17 protein-coding genes and 2 pseudogenes are annotated in these 22967 nt (G+C 62.2%); 12 read left to right on the forward strand and 7 right to left on the reverse strand.

Features of this window, described 5'->3' with window-relative positions:
- Nucleotides 1-114: 114 nt before the first annotated feature.
- A complete protein-coding gene (locus ACF8E5_RS18010) occupies nt 115-1530 on the reverse strand; it encodes a PLP-dependent aminotransferase family protein (protein WP_078478500.1) in 1416 nt (471 codons plus the stop codon).
- Between the two features lie 323 nt (nt 1531-1853).
- Between ACF8E5_RS18010 and ACF8E5_RS18015 the strand changes: the two genes are divergently transcribed.
- From ACF8E5_RS18015 to ACF8E5_RS18045, 7 genes and pseudogenes are all read left to right on the forward strand, one after another.
- The gene (locus ACF8E5_RS18015) at nt 1854-3263 is read left to right on the forward strand and encodes an amino acid permease (protein WP_027914808.1); all 1410 of its coding nucleotides are present in this window, start codon (nt 1854-1856) and stop codon (nt 3261-3263) included.
- Between the two features lie 110 nt (nt 3264-3373).
- Complete coding sequence (gene tam, locus ACF8E5_RS18020) at nt 3374-4150, forward strand: trans-aconitate 2-methyltransferase (protein ID WP_196122012.1); 777 nt, start codon at nt 3374-3376, stop codon at nt 4148-4150.
- A gap of 123 nt (nt 4151-4273) precedes the next feature.
- On the forward strand, nt 4274-4984 hold the full coding sequence (locus tag ACF8E5_RS18025) for a YebC/PmpR family DNA-binding transcriptional regulator (RefSeq protein ID WP_196122013.1): 711 nt from the start codon (nt 4274-4276) through the stop codon (nt 4982-4984).
- Nucleotides 4985-5083: 99 nt separating this feature from the next.
- Complete coding sequence (locus ACF8E5_RS18030; RefSeq protein WP_326384375.1) at nt 5084-6028, forward strand: LysR family transcriptional regulator; 945 nt, start codon at nt 5084-5086, stop codon at nt 6026-6028.
- Between the two features lie 119 nt (nt 6029-6147).
- On the forward strand, nt 6148-7560 hold the full coding sequence (locus ACF8E5_RS18035; RefSeq protein WP_326384376.1) for a DOPA decarboxylase: 1413 nt from the start codon (nt 6148-6150) through the stop codon (nt 7558-7560).
- Between the two features lie 167 nt (nt 7561-7727).
- Nucleotides 7728-8606 (forward strand): DMT family transporter, encoded by an 879-nt coding sequence (locus tag ACF8E5_RS18040; protein ID WP_196127563.1) that lies wholly within the window; start codon nt 7728-7730, stop codon nt 8604-8606.
- A 150-nt stretch (nt 8607-8756) separates the two neighbouring features.
- Nucleotides 8757-9968: pseudogene (locus ACF8E5_RS18045) on the forward strand (M24 family metallopeptidase).
- A gap of 15 nt (nt 9969-9983) precedes the next feature.
- Here the strand turns inward: ACF8E5_RS18045 and ACF8E5_RS18050 are convergent.
- A pseudogene (locus tag ACF8E5_RS18050) lies at nt 9984-10600 on the reverse strand (helix-turn-helix domain-containing protein).
- 52 nt (nt 10601-10652) lie between these two features.
- Between ACF8E5_RS18050 and pssA the strand changes: the two are divergent.
- The 3 genes from pssA to ACF8E5_RS18065 all read left to right on the forward strand — a co-directional run bounded on the left by pssA (nt 10653) and on the right by ACF8E5_RS18065 (nt 16063).
- A complete protein-coding gene (pssA, locus tag ACF8E5_RS18055; RefSeq protein WP_392475609.1) occupies nt 10653-11981 on the forward strand; it encodes a CDP-diacylglycerol--serine O-phosphatidyltransferase in 1329 nt (442 codons plus the stop codon).
- A gap of 101 nt (nt 11982-12082) precedes the next feature.
- Entirely contained in the window at nt 12083-14623 is a 2541-nt protein-coding gene (locus ACF8E5_RS18060) for an EAL domain-containing protein (RefSeq protein ID WP_196127561.1), read from the forward strand.
- A gap of 291 nt (nt 14624-14914) precedes the next feature.
- Entirely contained in the window at nt 14915-16063 is a 1149-nt protein-coding gene (locus tag ACF8E5_RS18065; RefSeq protein WP_230375118.1) for a GGDEF domain-containing protein, read from the forward strand.
- Between the two features lie 179 nt (nt 16064-16242).
- On the opposite strand, the gene ppnN is transcribed toward ACF8E5_RS18065, so the two are convergent.
- Together ppnN and ACF8E5_RS18075 are read right to left on the reverse strand one after the other, a co-directional pair.
- On the reverse strand, nt 16243-17616 hold the full coding sequence (gene ppnN, locus ACF8E5_RS18070; protein ID WP_392475610.1) for a nucleotide 5'-monophosphate nucleosidase PpnN: 1374 nt from the start codon (nt 17614-17616) through the stop codon (nt 16243-16245).
- A gap of 132 nt (nt 17617-17748) precedes the next feature.
- A complete protein-coding gene (locus tag ACF8E5_RS18075; RefSeq protein WP_392475611.1) occupies nt 17749-18810 on the reverse strand; it encodes a YeiH family protein in 1062 nt (353 codons plus the stop codon).
- Between the two features lie 110 nt (nt 18811-18920).
- Here ACF8E5_RS18075 and ACF8E5_RS18080 point away from each other — a divergent pair, with 110 nt between their 5' ends.
- Nucleotides 18921-19844, forward strand: coding sequence for a LysR family transcriptional regulator (locus ACF8E5_RS18080; protein WP_392475612.1), 924 nt, complete (start codon nt 18921-18923; stop codon nt 19842-19844).
- Nucleotides 19845-19929: 85 nt separating this feature from the next.
- Here the strand turns inward: ACF8E5_RS18080 and trbK are convergent, their stop codons facing one another.
- The 3 genes from trbK to ACF8E5_RS18095 form a co-directional block, all read right to left on the reverse strand.
- Nucleotides 19930-20175: an entry exclusion lipoprotein TrbK gene (gene trbK / locus ACF8E5_RS18085; protein WP_078478507.1), complete on the reverse strand. Its 246-nt coding sequence runs from the start codon at nt 20173-20175 to the stop codon at nt 19930-19932.
- 96 nt (nt 20176-20271) lie between these two features.
- Nucleotides 20272-21474 (reverse strand): nicotinate phosphoribosyltransferase, encoded by a 1203-nt coding sequence (gene pncB / locus ACF8E5_RS18090; RefSeq protein ID WP_197844033.1) that lies wholly within the window; start codon nt 21472-21474, stop codon nt 20272-20274.
- The gene (locus ACF8E5_RS18095; protein WP_058605905.1) at nt 21471-22121 is read right to left on the reverse strand and encodes an isochorismatase family protein; all 651 of its coding nucleotides are present in this window, start codon (nt 22119-22121) and stop codon (nt 21471-21473) included. The genes pncB and ACF8E5_RS18095 overlap by 4 nt, the downstream gene beginning before the upstream one ends.
- Nucleotides 22122-22258: 137 nt before the next feature.
- Between ACF8E5_RS18095 and ACF8E5_RS18100 the strand changes: the two genes are divergently transcribed.
- The gene (locus tag ACF8E5_RS18100; RefSeq protein ID WP_196185445.1) at nt 22259-22963 is read left to right on the forward strand and encodes an NUDIX domain-containing protein; all 705 of its coding nucleotides are present in this window, start codon (nt 22259-22261) and stop codon (nt 22961-22963) included.
- The last annotated feature ends 4 nt before the right edge of the window (nt 22964-22967 follow it).

Raw genomic sequence — 22967 nt, forward strand, 5'->3', positions numbered from 1 at the left:
TAAATCCTGGGGCCGCTACGCGGCCCATCGCGGCACAAGGGCCGCTCCTACAGGGGGCCGCGTAACCTGTGAAGCTCAAGCCAGAGCGCCGCAGCAATAGCGTGCTCACTGACCCTATCGCCTGGCATGCCGGGCAAATACCGTTTCCAGCAGTTCCCACATGACCGGGTCCAGGCTGAACGCCACGTTGAAACGCATCCAGCCCGTTGCCCTGGCATCGACCATGAACAACTGTCCGGGGCCGAGCATGATGCCTTTTTCGAGCGCGTCATCGAGCAACAGCGCGCTGTCGGGAATCGAGGGATGCCGGGTCCAGATGTACATCCCCTCGTCCGATTCGGTGAACAGTTCGAAGCCTAGCCGGTGCAGATGCTCTCCCACCCGTTGATGCGCCTCGGCCAGGCGTTGGCGCAGACGCTTGAGGTGCTTGCGCCAGCGACCGTCGATGATGGCGGCATAGACGACCCGCTCCATGACCTGCGAAGTGGTCAGGCCCGAGCGCATTTTCAGGTGTACCAGCTGTTGCGCCAGTTCAGGATTGGCCAGCAGGTAGCCCACCCGCACATTGGGCGAGATGCTTTTCGAGTAGCTGCCCACGTAGACCACCTGCTGCAGGTGGTCCAGGCTGGCGAGGCAGGGTTGCGGATCGGCGATCATGTCGGCGTACAGGTTGTTTTCGACCAGCCGGAAACCATGCTGGTTGGCCAGTTGCAGCAGGCGGTGCAGCTGGGGCAACGGCGTGCGCGAGCACGTCGGGCTGTGCAAGTGAGGCTGGGTGAAGAAAGCCGTGGGCCTATGTTGCGCCAGCAACCGCTCAAGCTGATTGAGGTCGTAGCCATTGGGCGTGCGCGCCACCCCCAGTAGCGTTGCGCCTTGGGTGCGCAGAATGCTCATCAGGTTGGGATAGCCAGGGTCGTCCACCAGTACCACGTCACCTGGCCGGACCAGCGTACGCACGGCCAGGTCCAGGGCCTGGCTGGCACCGTGGGTCAACATCAGCTGAGCGGGGTTGGCGACGATCGACAAATCCTGCTGCAGGTTCTGCGCCGTCAATGCGCGTAGTTCGGGTAACCCCATGGGGTCGCCGTAACCGGACAGTTCCAGTGGGCTGCCAGCCACCTGCCGCAGCCCTCGGCGCAGGCCATCTTCGTACATCCAGTCATTGGGCAGCCAGCCGCAGCCTGGCTTGAACGGCAACTGCCGGGTTTCGAAGATCTGCTGCAGGTACCACTCGGTGTTGAACGTTGGTCGGCTTGCATCAGGGTCAGCCGTGTGCGTGTCCAGCAGTTCAGCGGCGGCGCGATTGACGAAAAAGCCAGCGTTGCCACGGCTTACCAGCAACCCTTGGGCGACCAGGCGATCGTAGGCTTCCACCACGGTGAAGGTGCTGACCGAGTAGGTGGCGGCGAAGGCGCGGATCGACGGCACCTTGGCGCCAGGCTTGAGCGTCTGTGTGTCGATCAGGGTGCGCAGACCGTCGATGATCTGGTTGACCAACGGTGTGGAAGCGTCTGGGTTCAATTGCAGCATGGGGGACCTTCAGGTGTGTAACGCCAGGTGCTGGCCCGGTGTATAGGGTTGGCGACCTGTACAGTGCAGTGCGAGTTTCATGCCACTGTGCATGGCTCTCTGCGATGGACATTTTTACATTAGGTGTCGGATATCGCCACACAAAGCATGTTCAGTTCGCTCCAGGCCTCAGCCCTGGGGCGCGTCAGCAGGCCGCCATGGATGGCCTGCGTGTGTTCGTTCACACCTCCTGCGCGCATTAGCACTGATGTACAGGTGAAACCGCCAGCCATCGGGGTTTCACGGTTTTCCTTGGATAAAAAGAAGCACGGGGTACACAACTGATGGACGCAACATCCACAACCACCACCGCGAACGGCGGGCATGAGAGCAAGCTCAGTGCCTCGCTGAAGTCGCGCCACCTGACGATGATGTCCATCGCCGGGGTCATCGGCGGCGCCTTGTTCGTAGGATCCGGCAGCGTGATCCACAGCGCCGGGCCGGCCGCGGTGCTGGCCTACCTGGCAGGCGGCATCCTCGTGGTGCTGATCATGCGCATGCTTGGCGAAATGGCAACGTCTTCACCCGACACGGGCTCGTTTTCCACCTACGCCGACCGCGCCATCGGGCGCTGGGCCGGCTTCACCATCGGCTGGCTGTACTGGTGGTACTGGGTCATTCTCATGGCCTGGGAAGCCTACGTAGCCGGCAAGATCCTGCACGGGTTCTTCCCAGATGTGAGTGTCAACGTGTTCGTGCTGGCCACGACGTTGCTGCTGATCACGGTCAACTTCTTCAACGTCAAGCACTACGGTGAGTTCGAGTTCTGGTTCGCCCTGATCAAGGTCATCGCGATCGTCTGCTTCCTGATCGTCTGTACCGCAGCGGTGCTCAACATCTGGCAATTCGGCGAGGTGCGGGGCATTACCCACCTGACCGCCGAAGGATTCATGCCCAATGGCATCACCACAGTCATCGGGGCGTTGCTGGGGGTGATGTTTGCATTCCTGGGCGCCGAGATCGTGACCATCGCAGCCTCCGAGGCCAAGGACCCGGCAGCGCAGATCGTCAAGGCCACCAACTCGGTGGTATGGCGCGTGTGCCTGTTCTACGTAGGCTCGATCTTCCTGATCGTTTGCCTGGTACCGTGGAACGACCCGCACCTGGGCGTCTCCGGCTACGGCGCCTATCGCCGTACCCTTGAGCTGCTGGGCGTGCCTTACGCCGAGTTGCTGATGAACTTCGTGGTGCTGACCTCGGTGAGCAGCTGCCTGATCTCTGGCCACTACACCGCCTCGCGCATGCTGTTCTCCCTGGCCCAGCGTGGCGACGCACCGTCGTTCTTCAAGATCACCCGTGCCGGCACTGGCGTGCCGGTGTACGCGATCATGGGCTCGTGCGCGGTGGCAGTGGTGTGTGCGCTGATCAATTTCAGCGAGACCCTGCGCCCCAAGGACGTACTCGATACCCTGATGAACACCACGGGCATGATTGCCCTGCTGGTGTACCTGGTGATCGCGTTCTCCCAGCTGCGCATGCGCCGCAAGCTGATTGCCGAAGGCAAGGAAGTGCGCCTGAAAATGTGGCTGTTCCCGTGGCTCACCTACCTGGTGATCGCCTTCATCGTGGCGGCCCTGGTGACCATGGCGTTCATGCCTGACTACCAGATCCTGGTGATCTCTACCGGCATCGCGGCGGCGCTGGTGGTGGCGATGGGGGTTGTGCACCAGATGCGCAGCGCGCCTCGACACTAAGCCTCATCGGCTCTGCGAAGCGGCCGGTTCCCTCCAAGGGGCCGGCCGCTTCGCGTTTTGGGCGGCAGATGGCATATGCTGAAGGGCATCGCTCATCGGAGAACGTCGCCATGTCCTGGTCTGCCACCCAGTATTCCTTGTTCGAAGACGAACGCACCCGGGCGGTGCGCGACTTGCTGGGGGCGGTGCCGCCGCGCCCGGTGCGGCATGCCACCGACCTGGGCTGCGGGCCAGGCAATTCCACCGAAGTGCTGCTGCAACGCTGCCCCGATGCGCAGGTGACCGCGCTGGACAGCGACCCGGACATGATCGAGAAGGCCCGAGAGCGCAAGCGGCTGTGCATCCCCCGCGTGCACATGGTCACGGCGGACATCGCAGGCTGGGCCGCTCCTGAGCCCCAGGACCTGATCCTGGCCAACGCCTCGCTGCAATGGGTGCCCGACCACGGGCGGCTGTACCCGCACTTGGTGCGTCAGCTCAGCGAAGGGGCAAGCCTTGCGGTGCAGACGCCCGACAACCTGGAGGAGCCCGCGCATACCGCACTGCGCGAGATCGCCTGCCGTGGCCCGTGGGCGGCCAAGTTCGAGGACTTCCAGTTGCCGCCGCGCCATGGCGCGGCGTTCTATTACGATCTGTTGAGCCCGCTGTGTGCCCGGGTGGAAGTGTGGCGCACCACCTACCACCACCCCTTGGCCGACGGCGCTGAGGGCGTGGTGCAGTGGTTCAAGGGTTCGGCCTTGCGGCCTTACCTGTCGCGGCTGCAACCGCATGAGCAGGATGATTTCCTGCAGATGTACCTGCAGGCGATGCAAGGCGCCTACCCGCCAGCTTCCGATGGCAAGGTGCTGCTGCCGTTTCCGCGCTTGTTCGTAGTCGCTACCCGCTGAGTCGTCTGGTGGAGTGTCGGTGCAGCGCAGACGGTTGTCGATCCTTGCCCATAGGCGTATAAACTGCTCCCACTTTTTGTGCCGGTCGTTTCCTGAACCGGCCGCTGAAACAAGAGAGTCGACATGGGCGCACAGTGGAAAGCCAAACATAAAGAAGCCGCGGCCAATGCCAAGGGCAAGATCATGGGCAAGCTGTCCAAGGAAATCCAGATCGCCGCCAAATCCGGCGCTGACCCGGACATGAACCCGCGTTTGCGCCTAGCCATCGAACAGGCCAAGAAGGCTTCGATGACCCGCGAAACCCTGGAGCGGGCCATCCGCAAGGGTGCTGGCCTGGATGGCGATGCCGTGCAGTATGCGGCTGTCAGCTACGAAGGCTTCGCCCCGCACCAGGTCCCGCTGATCGTCGAGTGCCTGACTGACAACGTCAACCGCACGGTCGCGCAAATTCGTGTGCTGTTCCGCAAGGGCCAACTCGGTGCCAGCGGCTCGGTCTCCTGGGACTTCAACCATGTGGGGCTGATCGAAGCCACCCCCAACGGTGACGCTGATCCTGAGATGGCTGCCATCGAAGCCGGGGCCCAGGACTTCGAAGAAGGCGAAGAGGAGGGGTCTACCCTGTTCATCACTGATACCACCGACCTGGACGCTGTGCAGAAGGCCCTGCCGGTGCACGGTTTCACCGTCACGTCGGCCAAGATCGGCTACACCCCAAAAAACCCGGTGAGTGCTTCGAGCCTGAGTGCCGAAGCCCTGGCCGAAGTCGAGGCGTTTCTCGAAGCCATCGACGAGAACGACGACGTCCAGAACGTCTACGTTGGCTTGACGCAGTAAGCGCGAGCCCCATCTGCCGATGCTGCCCATTGCCAGGCGTCTCGTACAGGCGATGGCTGGGCAGCGCTGCACCGGGGCGTGCCCCGAGCGGGAGCTGCCGTGAATCCAGCCTTTGCCACGCTCAGCCTTGGGCACCTGCGGGTGCTCGATCACCTGCTGCAGGTGCAGAACCTCAGCCGGACGGCTGAGCGCCTGGGCGTGAGCCAGTCGGCCTTGAGCCGCCAGTTGGCTCAACTTCGCGAGGCCTTCGACGACCCGCTGCTGGTGCGTCAAGGCCGAGGCTACGTGCTGAGCGAGCATGCCCAGACGCTACGCGAGCCCTTGCGCCAGGTGCTGGACGAGCTGCAGGCGCTTCGTCAGCCTGCGTTATTCGAGCCTGCCCGCTGCCAACGCCGCTTTTGCCTTGCTGCTTCCGATTATGTCGCCGAGCATATGCTCCCTTTGCTGGTGACGGCGCTGGAGCAGGAAGCGCCAGGCATCAGCCTGGAGTACCGCACCTGGCAAGCCGGGCAATATGACCTGCTCGCCAGTGGCGAGATCGACCTTGCCACCACCTTGTTCGACGAGTCGCCGCCCAATGTGCACGGGCGTCTGCTGGGCGAGGATCGGGCGGTGTGCCTGATGGCACCGGATCATCCCTTGACCGCCCATGGGCGGGTTTCGCAAAGCGACTACCTGGCGTGCAGGCATGTACGAATCTCCGGTGGCGGGGACAAGGACAGCTTCATTGACCAGCATCTGCGTGCGCAGGGCCTGCAACGGCACATCAGCCTGCAAGTGCCGTTTTTTTGCGCAACGGTAAAGGTGGTCGCCAGCAGCCAGGCAGTAGCTACCGTGCCCGAACACATCGCCCGCCAATTGTGCCGCCTGCATCCGCTGGCGTGGCGCCCGTTGGGGTTCGTCGAGCACAGTCAGCGGTATTGGGTGGTGTGGCACGAACGTTTGCATGGGTCGGCCGAGCATCGCTGGTTTCGAAACCGGGTGTTCGACCTGTGGCGCCAATCTCAATTCGGTGTCCAGGGCGGCGTTGCGTATTTGCCATAGCAGCTATGCGCAGGGCGCGGTTCTTCGCGCAGGCGGCGCGCTCTACACTGCTCCCAGCCAGCCGCCGACCCGCACTGACCGCCATCAGCGTGTGAGGCGCCCACCACAGGAGCACGTGCATGACCCCCGAAGCGTTTCGCCAGTATGGCCATCAACTGATCGACCTGATCGCCGATTACCGCCAGACCGTGCAGCAGCGCCCGGTCATGGCCCAGGTCGAGCCCGGTTACCTGAAGGCGGCGCTGCCGCCGGCCGCGCCGCAACAGGGCGAGCCGTTCGACGCGATTCTCAAGGACGTGGACGGGTTGATCATGCCGGGCCTGTCCCATTGGCAGCACCCGGATTTCTACGGTTATTTTCCCTCCAATGGGACGCTGTCCTCCGTGCTGGGGGACTTCCTGAGTACCGGGCTTGGCGTACTGGGCTTGTCGTGGCAATCGAGCCCAGCGTTGAGCGAACTGGAAGAAACGACCTTGGACTGGTTGCGCCAGATGCTGGGTTTGTCGCAGCAGTGGAGCGGGGTGATTCAGGACACCGCCTCGACCAGCACCCTGGTCGCGCTCATCTGCGCCCGTGAGCGCTCAAGTGATTACGCCCTGGTCCGTCACGGGCTTCAAGGCCAGGACCAGCCCCTGATCGTGTATGTCAGCGCCCATGCCCACAGTTCGGTGGACAAGGCGGCGTTGCTGGCAGGCTTTGGCCGCGACAATATCCGCCTGATCGCGACCGATGAAGCCTATGCGCTGTGCCCGACTGCGCTCGAGCAGGCCATCGAACAGGACCTGGCGGCTGGCAATCGGCCGTGTGCGATCGTTGCCACCTGCGGCACTACCGCCACTACGGCCCTCGACCCGCTGCGCGCCATCAGCGCGCTGGCCCAGCAACATGGCCTGTGGCTGCACGTGGACTCAGCCATGGCCGGCTCGGCGATGATACTGCCCGAGTGCCGCTGGATGTGGGATGGGATAGAGCTTGCCGATTCGGTGGTGGTCAATGCGCACAAATGGCTGGGGGTAGCGTTCGACTGCTCGGTCTATTATGTGCGCGACCCCCAGCACCTTGTGCGCGTGATGAGCACCAACCCCAGCTACTTGCAGTCCTCGGTCGATGGGCAGGTCAAGAACCTGCGCGACTGGGGCATTCCCTTGGGGCGCAGGTTCCGCGCCTTGAAACTGTGGTTCATGTTGCGCGCAGAAGGTGTCGAGGCCTTGCAAGCACGGCTGCGCAGGGACCTGGACAATGCCAGGTGGCTGGCCGAACAAGTGCGCGCGGCAAGCGACTGGCAGTTGCTCGCCCCTGTGCCGTTGCAGACGCTGTGCCTTCGGCATTGCCCTGAAGGGATGGCCGGCCAGGCGCTGGACGCCCATACCCGAGCCTGGGCCGAGCGCCTGAATGCATCGGGCGACGCCTATGTGACGCCCGCGGTGCTCGACGGACGCTGGATGGTGCGTGTGTCGATTGGCGCCCTGGGCACTGAGAGGGAGGATGTGCAACGTCTCTGGGCCAGGCTGCAGCATGTGGTGCAGGGCTGACAGCCGTGGCGCCCGTACCCGTTGCCCCAAGGAAAAACACGCTGTGGTGATGATTGAACTTCCGCGTGCCCGGTATCTCTTCTAGAATCCTGCTGCCACGCCCAATCGGGGCGTGCGCGCGGCTTCATAATGGCGCAGCGCGGTTTTGCGTCCACTTCGAGAGAGCCATGAGTTCCAGTACCCCGCTGTCCGGCGTCAACCAACCGCTTCGCGGCATCGTGTTGGTGGTGTGCGCCACGTTCATGTTCGCCAGCCACGACGCCTTGTCCAAGTTCCTGGGAGGGCTGTACCCGATCGTGATGGTGGTGTGGGCACGGTACGTGGTGCACACACTGTTGATGGCTGGCATTTTCCTGCCGCGCTCGGGCCTCAACGTGTTGCGCACCCGACGCCCGCTGCTGCAAACCTTGCGCGCCTTGAGCCTGCTCAGCACCAGCCTGCTGTTCACCTCTGGGTTGCAGTACCTGCCATTGGCCGAAGCGACTGCGGTCAACTTCCTTGCACCGGTACTGGTCACTGCCCTGTCTGTACCACTGCTCAAGGAACGGGTCACGATAGCGCAATGGGTGGCAGTGGTATTGGGCTTTCTGGGGGTGCTGATTGTCGTGCATCCAGGCGGGGCGCTGTTCACGCCCGCCATCCTGTACCCGTTCGGCTCGGCGCTGGGCTTCTCTTTCTACCAATTGTTGACGCGCATCCTGGCGGCGCACGACAGCCCGACCACCAGCAATTTCTATGCAGGGTTGTGCAACACCCTGGCCATGAGTGCGCTGGTGCCGTTTTTCTGGGAAACGCCGCGCTGGGACCATGCCTTGCTGATGCTGGCGCTGGGTGGTTTCGGTATGACCGCTCACCTGCTGCTGACCCAGGCCTTCCGTTTCGCAGCGCCTGCGCTGTTGGCGCCGTTCAGCTACTGCCAGATCGTCTTCGCTGGCCTGCTGGGCCTGGTGTTCTATGGCCAGGCCCCCGATACGCTCAGCCTGGTCGGGATTTGCGTGATCTGCCTCAGTGGGCTGGGGGCAGCCTGGATGCAACGGCGGCGTTAGCGCACTGGCCAGTGCCACTGCAGATGTGAAAGGCAGTACTGCTGCCAATTCGAAGTCGCTTGGGTACAAACGTGCATGTGGGTTGCGTGCTGCAATGCTTTCAGGCGGCCGGCCTGACTTGCGTGCTCACAACCCCAAGGAATCACGATCATGCACATGCCCGATACCCTCAGGATTCGCAATGGCCAGAAGGTCGAAGCGACGTTCTCGGCTCAAGAATATGCCCGCCGGCATGCCGAGGTGCGCGCCCTGATGAGCGCCCAGCAGCTCGAGGCACTCGTCTTTATTTCCTACCACAACGTCAACTACTAGAGTGACTACCTCTATTGCGCGTTTGGGCGCGCCTACGCGGTGGTGATCACCCCTGATCAGGTCGTCCCGATCAGTGCCAACATCGATGGCGGTCAGCCATGGCGTCGGTCGATCGGCACCGACAACATCGTCTACACCGACTGGCGGCAGGGCAGTTTTTTCACCGCCCTGCGCCAGGCGCTGCCGCAGGTGGGGCGCATTGGCGTGGAGGGTGATCACCTGACGCGCCACACCCATGCCGCACTCGCGGCATGCTACCCGCATGCCGAGCTGGTCGATATCAGCACCGCCTGCATGCGCCTGCGGCTGATCAAGTCGGCTGAAGAGCAGGCCCTGATCCGCCAGGGGGCACAGGTCGCCAATGTTGGCGGCGCGGCGGTGATCGACGCGCTGGCTGACCAGGCGCCGGAGTTCGAGGTGGCACTGCATGCCACCCAGGCCATGGTCCGGGACATTGCCAGGCGCTATCCCGACAGCCAGTTGATGGACACCTGGACGCTGTTTCAATCCGGGCCCAACACCGATGGCGCCCACAATCCGGTAACCAGCCGTCGCGTGGGCAGGGGTGAAATCTTAAGCCTCAACTGCTTCCCGATGATCAGCGGCTACTACACGGCGTTGGAGCGCACACTCTTTCTCGATCACTGCCCGGACGAGTACCTGCGCCTGTGGCAGGTGAACGTTCAGGTGCACGAGGCAGGTCAACGCCTCGTCCGTCCAGGCGTACGGTGTTGCGACATTGCTGCTGAGCTCAATGAAATCTACCGCCAGCACGACCTGCTGCAATACCGTACCTTCGGCTACGGCCATTCCTTCGGCGTGTTGTGCCACTACTACGGGCGCGAGGCCGGCCTGGAGTTGCGCGAGGACATCGACACCGTACTGGAGCCGGGCATGGTGGTGTCGATCGAGCCCATGATCATGCTGCCACAGGGCCTGCCAGGGGCAGGCGGCTATCGCGAGCATGACATTCTGGTCGTGACCGAGCAGGGGGCCGATAACATTACCCAGTTCCCCTATGGGCCGCAGCACAACGTCATCTGCAAATGAGCAGCGAGCGCTCTGTCAGCGCAAGGCTGCCAGGCGGCGCTGCGCGGAAGGCGAAACACCGAACAGTCGGCTGTACGCCTTGGAAAAGTGCGCCGCCGAGCCGAAGCCGCAGGCCGGTGCGACGTCGCCAACCGGCGCGTCGCCTTGCAGCAGCAACTGCCTGGCATGGGTTAGCCGTAGTTCCTGGTAATAGCGCGTGGGGGTACGTTGCAGCTGATGCTTGAACAGGCGCTCGAGCTGGCGCACGGTGATGCCGGTCAGGTTGGCCAGCTCGCTGGGTGCCAACGGCTCCTCGAGGTTGGCTTCCATGATCGCAACGACTTCAGCGGATGTGCGCCCCGGTGGCAGGGCCGCGCTCGATGGGGTTAAGGCCCGCTACCAACAGTACGTCCAGCGCTGGTCATCACGAGCGTGTAATCGGGCAGCACGCGCATGCCGTTGCTGGCGGTGACCGGCCCCTCCTGCGCCGCGATCAGTACGCTGTGAAACACGGGCCTACATGCGGCCAGGTTGGCCTTGCGCAGCGTTTCCACCGCCGATGCCAGGCCGATGGTGGTGAAATTGGGCATGATCAGAAAACCGAATGTCTTGACCGTGCCGGAGTGTGGATTTACCGAAGCGGGGTGGACCATTGGGCGATTCCTGTGCAAGCTGGGGCATAGTTTGCCCAGAAGGTGGCTGCAAGTGAACCCAGAAAACCTGTTGGCCCAGTTGCCAGGCTACCCGTTGACCGCCGATGCGATCGAAGTGCTCCCCGATGCCCAGGCCTACCGAGCCTGCCTGCTCGAGCGTATCGGCGCAGCGACCCGGCGGATCGTCATCGTGGCGCTCTACTTGCAACATGACGAGGCGGGCCAGGAGGTGCTGGACGCACTCTATCAGGCCAAGGCGGCTCGTCCAGGGCTTGAAATAACCGTCGTGGTGGACTGGTTCCGGGCCCGGCGAGGCCTGCTGGGGGCGGGCAGGCAGCCTGGCAATGCAGCCTGGTACCAGGCCGAACGCCAGAGCCGCCAGTTGGACATCGCGATCCATGGCGTGCCTGTGCAGACCCGCGAACTCTTCGGGGTGCTGCACCTCAAGGGCAGCATCATCGATGACTGCGTCATCTACACCGGTGCCAGCCTCAACAACGTCTACCTGCATCGGTTCGACCGTTACCGGCTCGATCGCTACCACCTGTTCCACAGCAGGGCCCTGGCCGATTGCATGGTCGACCTGGTGCATCGGCTGCTTCACCCGCAGGCCACGCCGCGCCTGGACCTTCCTGCGCCGCCTTCGACCGCCGATTTGCGCAGTGACATTCGCCGTCTGCGGGCACGGATGCGCCGGCTGACATATGCACCAGGCCCTGCAACCGAGCCGGGGCACCTGCGAGTGATTCCGCTGATCGGCGTCGGCAGGCGCAATGCATTGAACAAAACGGTGTGCGCGCTGTTGGCCGTGGCCCGCGAACGTATCGTCATCAGCACCCCGTACTTCAATCCGCCGCGGGTCGTGATGCGCGAAATTGACGACGCGTTGGCACGCGGCGTGCGGGTAGAGTTCATCGTCGGCCATCGTACTGCCAATGACTTCTACGTCCCTCCGGGAGAACCGTTCCATGCCAGCGGGGCATTGCCTTATCTGTATGAGGACAACCTCAGGGCCTTTGCGCGCCGTCGCGAGCACCTGCTGGCCAGTGGTCAGCTGCAGGTTCGATTGTGGAACGATCCCGGGCACACCTTTCATGCCAAGGGCGTGTGGGTCGATGAACGTTATAGCTTGCTGACTGGCAACAACCTGAACCCGCGCGGCTTCAACCTGGACCTGGAGAACGGCCTGCTTATCGATGACCCCCTTGGGCAATGGCGGGGGCCGTGCGAGCAGGAGCTGAGCGCATTGCGTGAACATGCCCCGGCTATCGGTTCGGCGCACGCTCTAGGCGTCAAGGCCGAACACCCCAAACCCGTGCGCAAGCTGCTGCGCAGGCTACGCTATAGTCGGTTGGAACCGTTGATCAAGCGGGTGCTGTAGGGCAGGGGCTGTAGTGCGGCCTGCCCGATGGTCGATAGCGTTGATCGGCCGGGCACGCTGTAGGTCCACCCTGTGCATCCCCGACAATAGGCGCTCAAGGAATGGAAGCAGCTTTTGGCAATGATTCGCCGCGCAGCCGTATGGTTCGCCGCCTTGTGCTGGCTTTTTCGGGCCTGCTTTTGTTGGCGATGATCCTGGGGCTGGTGTCGCTTTATCGCATCGCCGTTTCGCTCGATCAGCGGGAGCTGGAACAAAGCCGATTCCATGCGAATGCGGCCTTGGCACAGTTGCACAAGGCCGAGCGCGCCTATCTGTGGACCCATGCTTCCTGGCAGGCAGCTTACGACCATCTGGCGCGTCCAGCGGACCGGCAATGGGCGTTCGATGAGGGCAACGTTGGTGCCACGCTCTATAGCGATGATGGCTATGCGGGCGTGTTCGTCCTGGATGATCAGGGTACGCTTTATGCAATAGTGCAAGGGCGTCTGACAGACTTGGGTTTCGATCACTTCAGCCCCGAGGGTCATCGCATCCTGCAACAAGCCCGCCAGGCCATGGCGCAGAAGCAACCGGCGTCAGGCTACGTCATGTTTGCTGGCCAGCCCGCGGTCTTTACCTCTGCCGTGATACGTCCTCCTGGCCTCGCCGACAGCCTGGCTAAGCATCACTCGGTGATGGTCTTCATTCGATTGATCGAGGCCGACTTGCTGAGTCAGATGGGTAAGACGGCCGGCCTCACGGACTTGGCTATCGCGGCAAGCGACAATGCTGCGGACGATATGGGGCATTTGCGACTTCAGGGGGTTCCCTATCGTTTGACCTGGCGCATGGACCAGCCCGGCAGCGATCTGTTGCAAACGGTATTCACACCGCTGGCGGTGGCGCTGCTGATTATCCTGGCGCTGATGGTATTGCTTGCACGCTATGCCATGCGCACCAGCGCCGACATTGACCGCAGCTACCATCAGCTGGCTATTTCCAAGCGGGCGCTGGAGGCCAGCGAAGCGCGCTTCAAGGCCGTGGCCGAGGCGGCTTCCGACTGGATCTGGGAGACCGATGCGCAGCAGCACCTGATCTATCTTTCACCACGCTTTGCCGAACTGACCGGGCACGACGCCGAGCTCTGGCTCAATCAGCCGATCTGCACGTTGTTCGATTGTGAAACCGGTCATGTCGAAACCTGGCTGCACAGCCTGGGCGCCAGCGAGTCTACCGGCACGCTGCGCTGCCATTACCTGGACAAGGCCGGGCAGCGACGCGAGTGCCGAATCGCGGCCAGGGCCATCATCGAGCACAAAATCTGCAAGGGATTCCGCGGCACCTGTACCGACATCACCGATGAGGTGGCAGCCCATGCCCGAATTCAGCACCTGTCACAACATGACGCCCTGACCGGGCTGCCCAACCGTAACAAGCTGTTCCGCTTCCTCGAGGACAGCGCCAAGGTGTCGCGGGCCGTGCTGATGCTCGACCTGGACAACTTCAAGCCAATCAATGACAGCCTCGGCCACCCGGCCGGTGATGCAGTGTTGATGGAGGTGGCGACGCGGCTTGGTCAAATGACCCGTTCCAGCGACCTGGTAGCGCGTCTGGGGGGCGACGAGTTCGTCATCGTCCTGATCGCACCGGGCACGCGTGATGAACTCGACCGGTTCTGCGCCCGGCTCATCGACACCCTCAAGCAGCCGATGGCGGTGGAGCACCACAAGGTACAGATAGGCGCCAGCCTGGGTGTGGTCATCTCCGACGATTACCCAGGTGGCCCTAGCGACCTGATCCGTTATGCCGACGTAGCGCTGTACGGGGCCAAGCAATCGGGCAAGAACACATGGCGGTATTTCTCCACGCAGATGAGCGCTGCGCTGCTTGAAAAGCGCGTGCTCGAACAGGAGCTGCGCGAAGGCATCCCCCGTGGCGAACTGCGTTTGCATTTCCAGCCACGGTTCAAGGTGGACGGGATAACGATCGCCTCCGCCGAAGCGCTGGTGCGCTGGCAGCACCCCCGCCTTGGGTTGCTGATGCCGGACGAATTTGTCGGCTTGGCCGAGGAAAGCGATGTGATTGTGTTGCTGGGCAACTGGGTGCTGCAGGAGGCTTGCAAGGAGGCAGGAGCCTGGCCGCTCGATGTGCTGGTGTCCGTGAACATGTCCCCTGCCCAGTTCAGCCGCAGCGACGTGGTACGCGATGTGGCCGAGGCCTTGCGCACGACCGGGCTGCCTGCGCACCGGCTGGAGTTGGAAATCACCGAGAACGTGATGCTCAACGACGTTGAAGGCGCGTTGCAGACGATGAACGCATTGAAGGAACTTGGTGTGCGCTTGAACATGGACGACTTCGGCACAGGCTATTCGTCACTGGGCTATCTGCGTACTTACCCGTTCGACAGCATCAAGATCGATCGTCGGTTCGTCCAGTCGCTGGGCAAGAGCAGCAGTGACCGCAGTGTGGTGCAGGCGATCATCAGCCTGGGGAACGCCATGGGCATGACGGTCACGGCCGAGGGGGTGGAAACTGCGGAGCAGCTCGCTTTGCTCAGTGATGACCAGTGCCATGAGGTGCAGGGTTACTGGTTGAGTCGTCCGGTGGACAACCAGGCGTTGATCTCATTGATGGCGTCGGCCGCCACACATACCCCTGATTAACGTAGCACTTGTAGGGGCGGTCCTTGTGCCGCGGTGGGCCGCGCAGCGGCCCTGGGATTTGAACGCTGTACCACGGATCGCCGGGGCCGCTGCGCGGCCCATCGCGGCCCATCGCGGCACAAGGGCCGCTCCTACCAGAGGGCTGCTATGAAGCTGCAAGTCACGGCGGCAGAAAAGTCTGGCGCACGCGGTCGTCTGCTGCTCTGAAAATCCAGCGTGAGCGCATACAATCGCCGTCTTTACGAACCACTTCGATAGGCTACACCCGCCATGGCGCTAGACCCACCTACCATGCTCACCATTTCCATCGCCTTGGCGGCTGCGGCGGCGTTGTACCTGGCAATAGAGTGGCGCAGTGTCCGCGAGTCATCGTTGCTGTACTGGAGCGCCGGGTTCGCGACCATTACCGTCGGTTGCACCTTGGCGCTGCTGCGAGGCGTTGGCCTTTTGTTCATCGGCATCTGGTTCGCGAACGGCCTGCTGGTCGTGGCCCATGGCTTGTTCCTGCTGGGCGTGCTGCGCTTCACCCAGGACCGTATTTCGCGGGCCTGGCTGGTGATCGTGCTGATCTGGTTTGCCCTGTTACTGCTGCCTGCAGGCCCAGAGTGGTCGAAAGTCATGCTGATGACCAACTCGCTGCTGGTTGCCGCCCTGACCTTGAAGGCCAGTAGCCTGCTGCAGCCGCATGGGCAGTCGCTGAGCGTAGGTGCAGTCCAGTTGCGGTACGTGCTTCTGGTCCATGGGTTGTTCTACGTGATCAAGGCGATCATTGCGATTGCGCCGGGCACGTTGATTGACCTGGCCAGTTTCGGGGGATTGATCATCCAGATCTCCCTGGTGGAGGGTGCCATGGCGATCATGCTGATCGCGCTGTCCATGACAGGCACGGTTCGCTACCGCCGCGAAGAACGCATCGCTCGGCTGGCCGCACGGGATCCGCTGACTGCGCTGTACAACCGGCGTGCCCTGGAAGTACGTGCGGGGCCTTTCTTCAAGGAGGTCAGCAATGTCCGGCCTGCAGCGTTGTTGTTGATCGATATCGACAATTTCAAGCTGGTGAACGACCTGCATGGGCATGCAGCGGGGGACCGGTTGCTGGTGGCCTTGAGTGAAATGATCCGTGCGGTGTTGCCCGAGCGCTCCCTGGCGGCGCGGTTGGGCGGGGATGAGTTCGTGATTTTGCTCAGTGGGGCTAGCCGTGAAGGGGTCCTGGGGTTGGCCAAGGGACTACGGGAGCAATTTCAGGCCTATGCCGGCGGGGCAGTCCCGACACCTGCAGCGGTGACGTTGAGCATTGGGGTGAATGTGTTTGACCAGGCGCCAGCGAGTCTGGCGGCGCTGATCGAGCAGGGGGATGTGGCGTTGTACGAGTCCAAGCGCGCAGGGCGCAACAGCATTCGATTTGTGGAGCGACAGGTGACAGGTGGCGAGTTTTCTTGAGCGAGGTAGGGGTGTGGTTGTTCGGCTAATCCTGCCTCGTCATTGATCTACGTGTGCAGCCCTGTAGGCCTCACCGGCCGGAGTGGGCCGCAGTGTCCGGGCAAAAGGGGCTGGGACGTTTGTAGGCTGGGGCCGCTGCGCCATCCATTGCAGCGACCCTTTTATCCGTCAAGCGTGAATCAAGTCACAACCTGATAGCAAGGCAAATAAGCCGCCCCACCCGGCAACTTCATCCGATGCTGGTCAACGAATGCCTGCAGCAAACGCCCCAGCGGATCCAATACAGCGCTGTCACCGCGAATCTGGTAGGGCCCGTGCTCTTCAATCAGGCGAATGCCCTTGTCCTTAACGTTACCCGCCACAATCCCGGAAAACGCTCGGCGCAAATTGGCCGCCAGTTCGTGAGGTGGCAACTCGCGGCGCAGATCCAGGTCAGCCATGGCCTGGTGAGTGGGGTCGAAGGGTCGCTGGAAGCTCTCTTCGATCCGCAGCAACCAGTTGAAATGGAACGCATCGTTGCGCTCGCGACGGAACTGTTTGACCTGCTTGAGCCCTTCGACCATGTGGCGCGCCACTTCAGCCGGGTCGTCAATGATGATCTCGTACAACCGATGCGCTGCCTCGCCGAGCGTTGCGCCGACGAAGGCATGCAATTGCTGCAGGTAGGGCTCTGCACTGCGTGGGCCCGTCAGCACGACCGGGAAGGGTACATCCTGGTTATCCGGATGCATCAGGATACCCAGCAGGTACAGGAATTCTTCTGCCGTGCCTGCACCGCCCGGGAAGATAATGATGCCGTGACCAACCCGCACGAACGCCTCCAGGCGCTTCTCGATATCTGGCAGGATCACCAGTTCGTTGACGATCGGGTTGGGCGCCTCGGCGGCAATGATGCCCGGTTCCGTCAGGCCCAGGTAGCGACTGCCCTGCATGCGCTGTTTGGCATGGGCAATGGTGGCACCTTTCATCGGGCCTTTCATGACGCCAGGGCCGCAACCGGTGCACACGTCCAGCTTACGCAGGCCCAGCTCATGGCCCACCTTCTTGGTGTACTGGTATTCCTCGGTGCTGATCGAGTGACCGCCCCAGCACACCACCATCTTCGGCTCGACGCCAGGACGCAGGGTGCGGGCGTTGCGCAGCAAGTGGAACACGTAATCGGTGATGCCCTGGGAGCTTTCCAGATCGATGCGCTGGCTGGCCAGCTCGCTTTCGGTATACACGATATCGCGCAAGGCGCTGAAGAGCATCTCCCGGGTGCTGGCGATCATTTCACCATCGACGAAGGCATCTGCCGGGGCGTTCAGCAGCTCCAGGCGAACGCCTCGGTCCTGCTGATGGATGCGCACTTCGAAATCCTGGTAGGCCTCGAGGATGGTCTTGGCATTGTCGACATGGGCGCCGGTGTTGAGGATGGCCAGGGCGCACTGGCGGAACAGGGTGTAAAGAGTGCCGGAGCCGGCTTCGCTCAGTTGCTGTACTTCACGTTGGGACAGCGTTTCTAGGCTGCCTTTGGGGCTGACGGATGCATTGATGACATGGCGTTGGGGCATCTAAGTCTTTCCTGTGCGGGTAAAACATCCTTCTTTGACCACACCATACCGAGAAATGGAAGCGGCAACGAGAGGCATGCAAAAAAAGCCCGGCACTTCATGGCGGCCTCAGCGGCGCGCGTTGCGAAACAATCACCCCAGCAGCCGCTGCACGGCCAGGGTAATGGCCAAGCCGCCCCCAAACAGCCACAGGTTGAGAATTGCCCCCGTTGCCAGCACGCGAGGCCCGGCGTGGCGTATCTGTTCGAAGCGAGTTTCCATGCCCAATGCCGTCATGGCCATGGTCAGCGCAAAGGTGTCCAGGCCGTTGACGGCTTCGCGCAGGCTCAAAGGTAGAACCTCCAGCGAATTGACCGCTACCAGTGCCAGAAACCCGAACGCAAACCACGGCACCGTGAGCCGACCCTTGCCTGACGCCAAGCCGGATTTTGGGGTACGGCTGATCCACAAGCCAACCAGTAACAAGACAGGCACCAGCAGCATCACACGCGTCATTTTCACGATGGTTGCCACATGGCTGGCATCAGGGCCAAGGGTACTGGCGGCGCCGACTACTTGAGCCACTTCATGGAGGGTGCCGCCCAGCCAAAGCCCAGCGGTCTGGGCATCCAGGTGCAGCCAGCCAGCCCGAATCAGAAAGGGATAGAAAAACATCGACGCCGTGCCGAACAGCACCACGCTGCCTACGGCCACTGCACTTTTATGCGGCGCGCTGCGCAGTGCCGATTCAAAGGCCAAAACGGCCGCAGCCCCGCAGATGGCGCTGCCCGCAGCTGTAAGCAGAGCAGTCTCGCGGTCAAGCCCGAGCAGTTTCATGCCACACCACAGTCCTATCGCCAATGTGCTGCTGATCACCAGCAGCGAGATCACCAGGCCAGGCCAGCCAACGTGTGCAATTTCCTGCAAGCTGATCCGCAGGCCGAACAAGGCGACGGCAACCCGGAGCAGGGCCCGGGCGCAGAAGTGTATGCCCTGTGCATAGCAGGCCGGCAGGCGATCTTTCAGCACATTGCCAACGAACGCGCCGGCCACGATGCCGAGGATCAACGGGCTGAGGCCAAGCTGGACGAAAAGGGGTAGGGCAGCCGCTTGGCTGATGCCCAACGCAAGAACGGTAACCAAAAGCACACCCTTGAGCGTTGCGCAGCGGTGCGCGGCAGGTGCGTCAGATGGCGTATAAGGGGCAGGTGTCATGGAATTCTCCAGCAACTGGAATCAATGAGCACCACGGTATGTTGGTTATAAGCTTATGAAAAATCGTAATTAGGGATGAAAAATATCCACTTAGCTGATAGTTTTCCGGGATGACTCCAGAACAGCTTATAACGTTCGCCGTCGTGGCCGAGCACGGCAACATCAGCCATGCCGCAATGGCCCTGCATCTGTCTCAGCCAGCGGTGTCTGGCCAACTTAAACTCCTTCAGGAGGCGTTTGGCGAGCCTCTTTATCATCGGGCAGGGCGCGGGGTGCGCCTGACAGCAGCAGGTGAACAGCTACTGGCGCATGCGACCCGCCTGCGCGATACGTTCGATCAGGCGCGGTCACTTCGCGAAGCGATGCGCGGCCTTCAGCGCGGTACCTTGCGGATCGGTGCCAGCACTACGCCTGCAAGCTACGCGCTGCCGTACCTGATCGCCCAATTCAAGGCACGCTACCCTGAGGTGGTGATCACCACCATCCAGGGCAACACCGCCGAAATCGTCGCCGCCTTGGGTGACGTGGACTTGGCGTTGATCGAAGGGCCGCCGGGGCGAGACCTGCCCGTGGGCACTGGCGTGACCGAGTGGCTGGAGGACGAAATCGTCGCCATCGTCCCGGCTGCACACTTCTTGGCTTGCGCCGGTCCTCGCGCCTTGAAGGAGGTGGCCGACTTCCCAATAGTGCTGCGTGAGCAGGGCTCGGGCGTGCGTCAGGTCGTCGAGCAAGCGTTTGCCGACAGTCAACTACAGATGCGGATTGGCCTGGAGATCGCCGGCGTGGAGGGGGTGAAGGAAGCAGTACGCGCCGGTATGGGCGTAGGTTTCGTGTCTGCCATGTCGATTCGTCACGAAGGGATGGTTTTGCGCAAGGTCCAGGTGGGGCCGCGTTCACTGCTTCGCCGGTTTTCGATAGTCCTGCCCCACGCAGGTTCACCCTCTCGAGCGGCTGCCCGCTTTCACGAGCTTTGTGTGGCCTTTTCCGGGGCTTCGACCCACGTTTCACGCTCACCCACCACCGGCACTTCATGACACATGCGCCCGTCCCTGCAGACATCGCCGCAAGGCAGCCCGACTGCCACGCGGCACGTGTGCTGTCAGGGCCGCCGCTACCTCATCAGAAGTCGTCTTTCGGGCTCTTCTTGAAGGTCCAGTCGGTATGCTTGCGGGCTTGGAGGAAGCTGTTGCAGTTGGCGGTAAAGGTATTGCGATTGGCCTCTTTGGACAAATCCGCCAGAATTTTCTTCTGCATCTGCGGGGTGCAGTTCTCAGCGGTCGGCTCGGGCACCGTTTCTTCACTGCAGCCTGCGAGCAAGGCTGCCAAGCCCATTGCCGTGACCAGCTTTGCCAATTTGATGTCCATATCGCGATCTTTCTCCTGGTGTGCTGAAAGGGCAGGTGATTGTTGAACCGGGCAGCATGATACGTACACGGGCCTAGCAATGCCACCTGCAGAAAGTCACGCGCCTACGTTGAATACGTGCTTCAAATAGGCCACGAAATTTTCATCCCGGCACTGCGTCTTGCCTGGGCTGTCCGAAATCTTGGCCACCGGTGCACCGTTGCAGGCCGTCATCTTGATCACCATGTTCATCGGCTCGACCCCCGGGATGTCGCAGGTCAGGCGCGTCCCGATGCCAAAACTCACGTTGATGCGCTCGTGCAGCGCGCGGTAAAGCCCAAGCGCCTTGGGCATGTCCAGGCCGTCTGAGAAGATCAGGGTCTTGGTCTTCGGGTCGATACCCAGCCGGTGGTAGTGCGCGATGGCTTTCTCCGCCCACGCCAGCGGGTCGCCCGAGTCGTGACGCAGGCCGTCGAAGAGCTTGGCGAAATAGAGGTCGAAGTCCCCAAGGAAGGCATCCATGGTGATGCAGTCGGTCAGCGCGATACCGAGCAGGCCGCGATACTCGCGCACCCAGCACTCCAAGGCTGCAGCCTGGCTGTCCACCAGGCGAGGACCCAGCTGCTGGTGGGCCATGAACCATTCGTGGGCCATGGTACCAATTGGCCGTAGCTCGTATTCCCGGGCCAGGTGCACGTTGCTGGTGCCGACGAAGCGGCCTGGGAAATCGCGCTTGAGGATGTGCACCACCTCTTCCTGCACCCGATAGGAGAAGCGTCGACGAGTGCCGAAATCCGCCAGCTGAAAGCCCGCCAATTCATCACTGCTGGCCTGGGCCTTGAGCCAGTCGAGGTTGCGGTACAACTGTTCGCGTACCTGCTCGATCACCACCTCCCGGTAGCGGTAACGGTTGCGGACTTCGCTGATGATCGCCAGCAACGGGATTTCGTACAGGATGACGTGCAACCAGGGGCCGCGTACGCGTATCGCAAGCTGGCCGGCGTCGTCCAGGCCAACATGCACGTAGCGCAAGTTGAAGCGGAACAGGCTAAGAAAGCGAATGAAGTCAGGCTTGATGAAGGGAATCTTCTCAAGGTAAGCAAGCTGATCCTGGGTGACGGTGACTTCGGCGAGTTGCTCGACCTGGTGGCGGATTTCTGCGAGATACGGGGCCAGGTTCTCACCGTTGCGGCAGCGAAATTCCCACTCCACCTCGGCATTGGGGTAGTTGTGCAGCACCGCCTGCATCATGGTGATCTTGTAGAAGTCGGTGTCCAGCAGGTTCTGAACGATACGGGGGCCAAATACGCTGTCACTCATGCTGCTTGCTCCTTGATCAGGGCCAGTTGATGGTCGAGGGCCGACTCGTCGCCGCACAGCTTCACACCGTCGGCAGCCAGGGCGCCGCAGGCCTCTATCGCACCGGCCTGGCTCAGGGCGCGGCAGGCCGGTAGGTACAGCAGCACCTCGAACCCGGCCTGGCGCAATTGTCGGGCAGTGGTGCGCACGCAGTAGTCCAGTGCGAGCCCGCCAACGATCACAGCACCCACCTGATGCACCTTGAGGTATTCGATGACGCCGGTGGAGCGGCGCTCGGCCAAGTCGTGGTAGCAGGCACCATAGGGATGCAGGTCGGGCTCCACGCCTTTCCACACGAAATAGTCGTACTCGATGGGGGCAGGCAGGCCTGGCAGCAGCTCGAAACCGGGAGTGCCAGGGACGCAATGGCTGACCCAGGTGAGGTCCGCGTTGGCCAGGGTCAGCGGCTGCAGCATCTGCGTGGCTTGGGCCACTACCCACGCGGCATTGGCGGGATGCGCATCCTTGCTGCCCAATCGCAGGTCGGCCCGTTGTGCCATGGCGTTGAGGTCTGGTGCGATTTCATGACCCTCGGGGACTGGGAGTTCCTGGGGCGCATGGCACGTGAAGCCTATTTGTGCGTCGACATCGAAGCTGGCGATTTTCATGGAGGTTCTCCTCGCTGGAATGGCTACATAATCCACCTGGTGTTGTATATGTGTCAAGCATCCATTATCTGGACGTTACGGCCGATTTACTTATTCGCTCTGGTGAACTATAAAAGGCTTCGGTCAAGGAGTTACGAGTGAGTACAGCTGAAGTCCTGGCAAGCGTCGACATAGTCGCGCTGCGCCTGCCGCCCGGCAGCGAGCACCTGCAGGTGCTTTTGCATCGCCGTGAGCGAGAACCGCATCAGGGCCAATGGGCACTGCCTGGGGTGATCATCAATGGGCGCACGCCTGATACCAGCCTCCAGAGCGCAGCCCATCGCGCCTTGAGCGAAAAAGCGCGCGTCCAGCCACACTATCTGGAGCAAGTCGGCACTGAAGGCAATGCCTTTCGGGATCCGCGGGGTTGGTCATTGAGCACCTGCTATTTGGCGCTGTTGCCCGCCCGCCAGGAAGTCGAGGATGAGCAACTAGCCTTTTTCGACCTCGCCGACGTGGCTGATAGCAGGGTGCTGCTGCCATTCGATCACAACTTGTTGGCGCGCCGAGCCTGTGAGCGGCTCGCGGCCAAGTCCGTCTACAGCAGTTTGCCGTTGTACCTGCTCGACACCCGGTTCACCGTGCTCGACGCGCTGGGGGCCATGCAGGCGTGCCTGGGCCAGCCTGTAAATGCAACGTCGCTGCGCAAGCGCCTGGAGCGTTTGCGCGTGCTCGGCTGGGTCAGGGACACAGGCGAAAAGAATCAGCCACCCATGGGGCGTCCGCAGCAACTGTACCAATACACGGCGCAAGGGCAGGGGCCATTCATGTTCGACCGTAGCCTGCTGCCGGAGGGCAGTTAAGCAT

The organism is Pseudomonas sp. WSY_20 (assembly GCF_043104335.1).
In the GTDB taxonomy this organism is placed as follows: Bacteria; Pseudomonadota; Gammaproteobacteria; order Pseudomonadales; family Pseudomonadaceae; genus Aquipseudomonas; species Aquipseudomonas parafulva_B.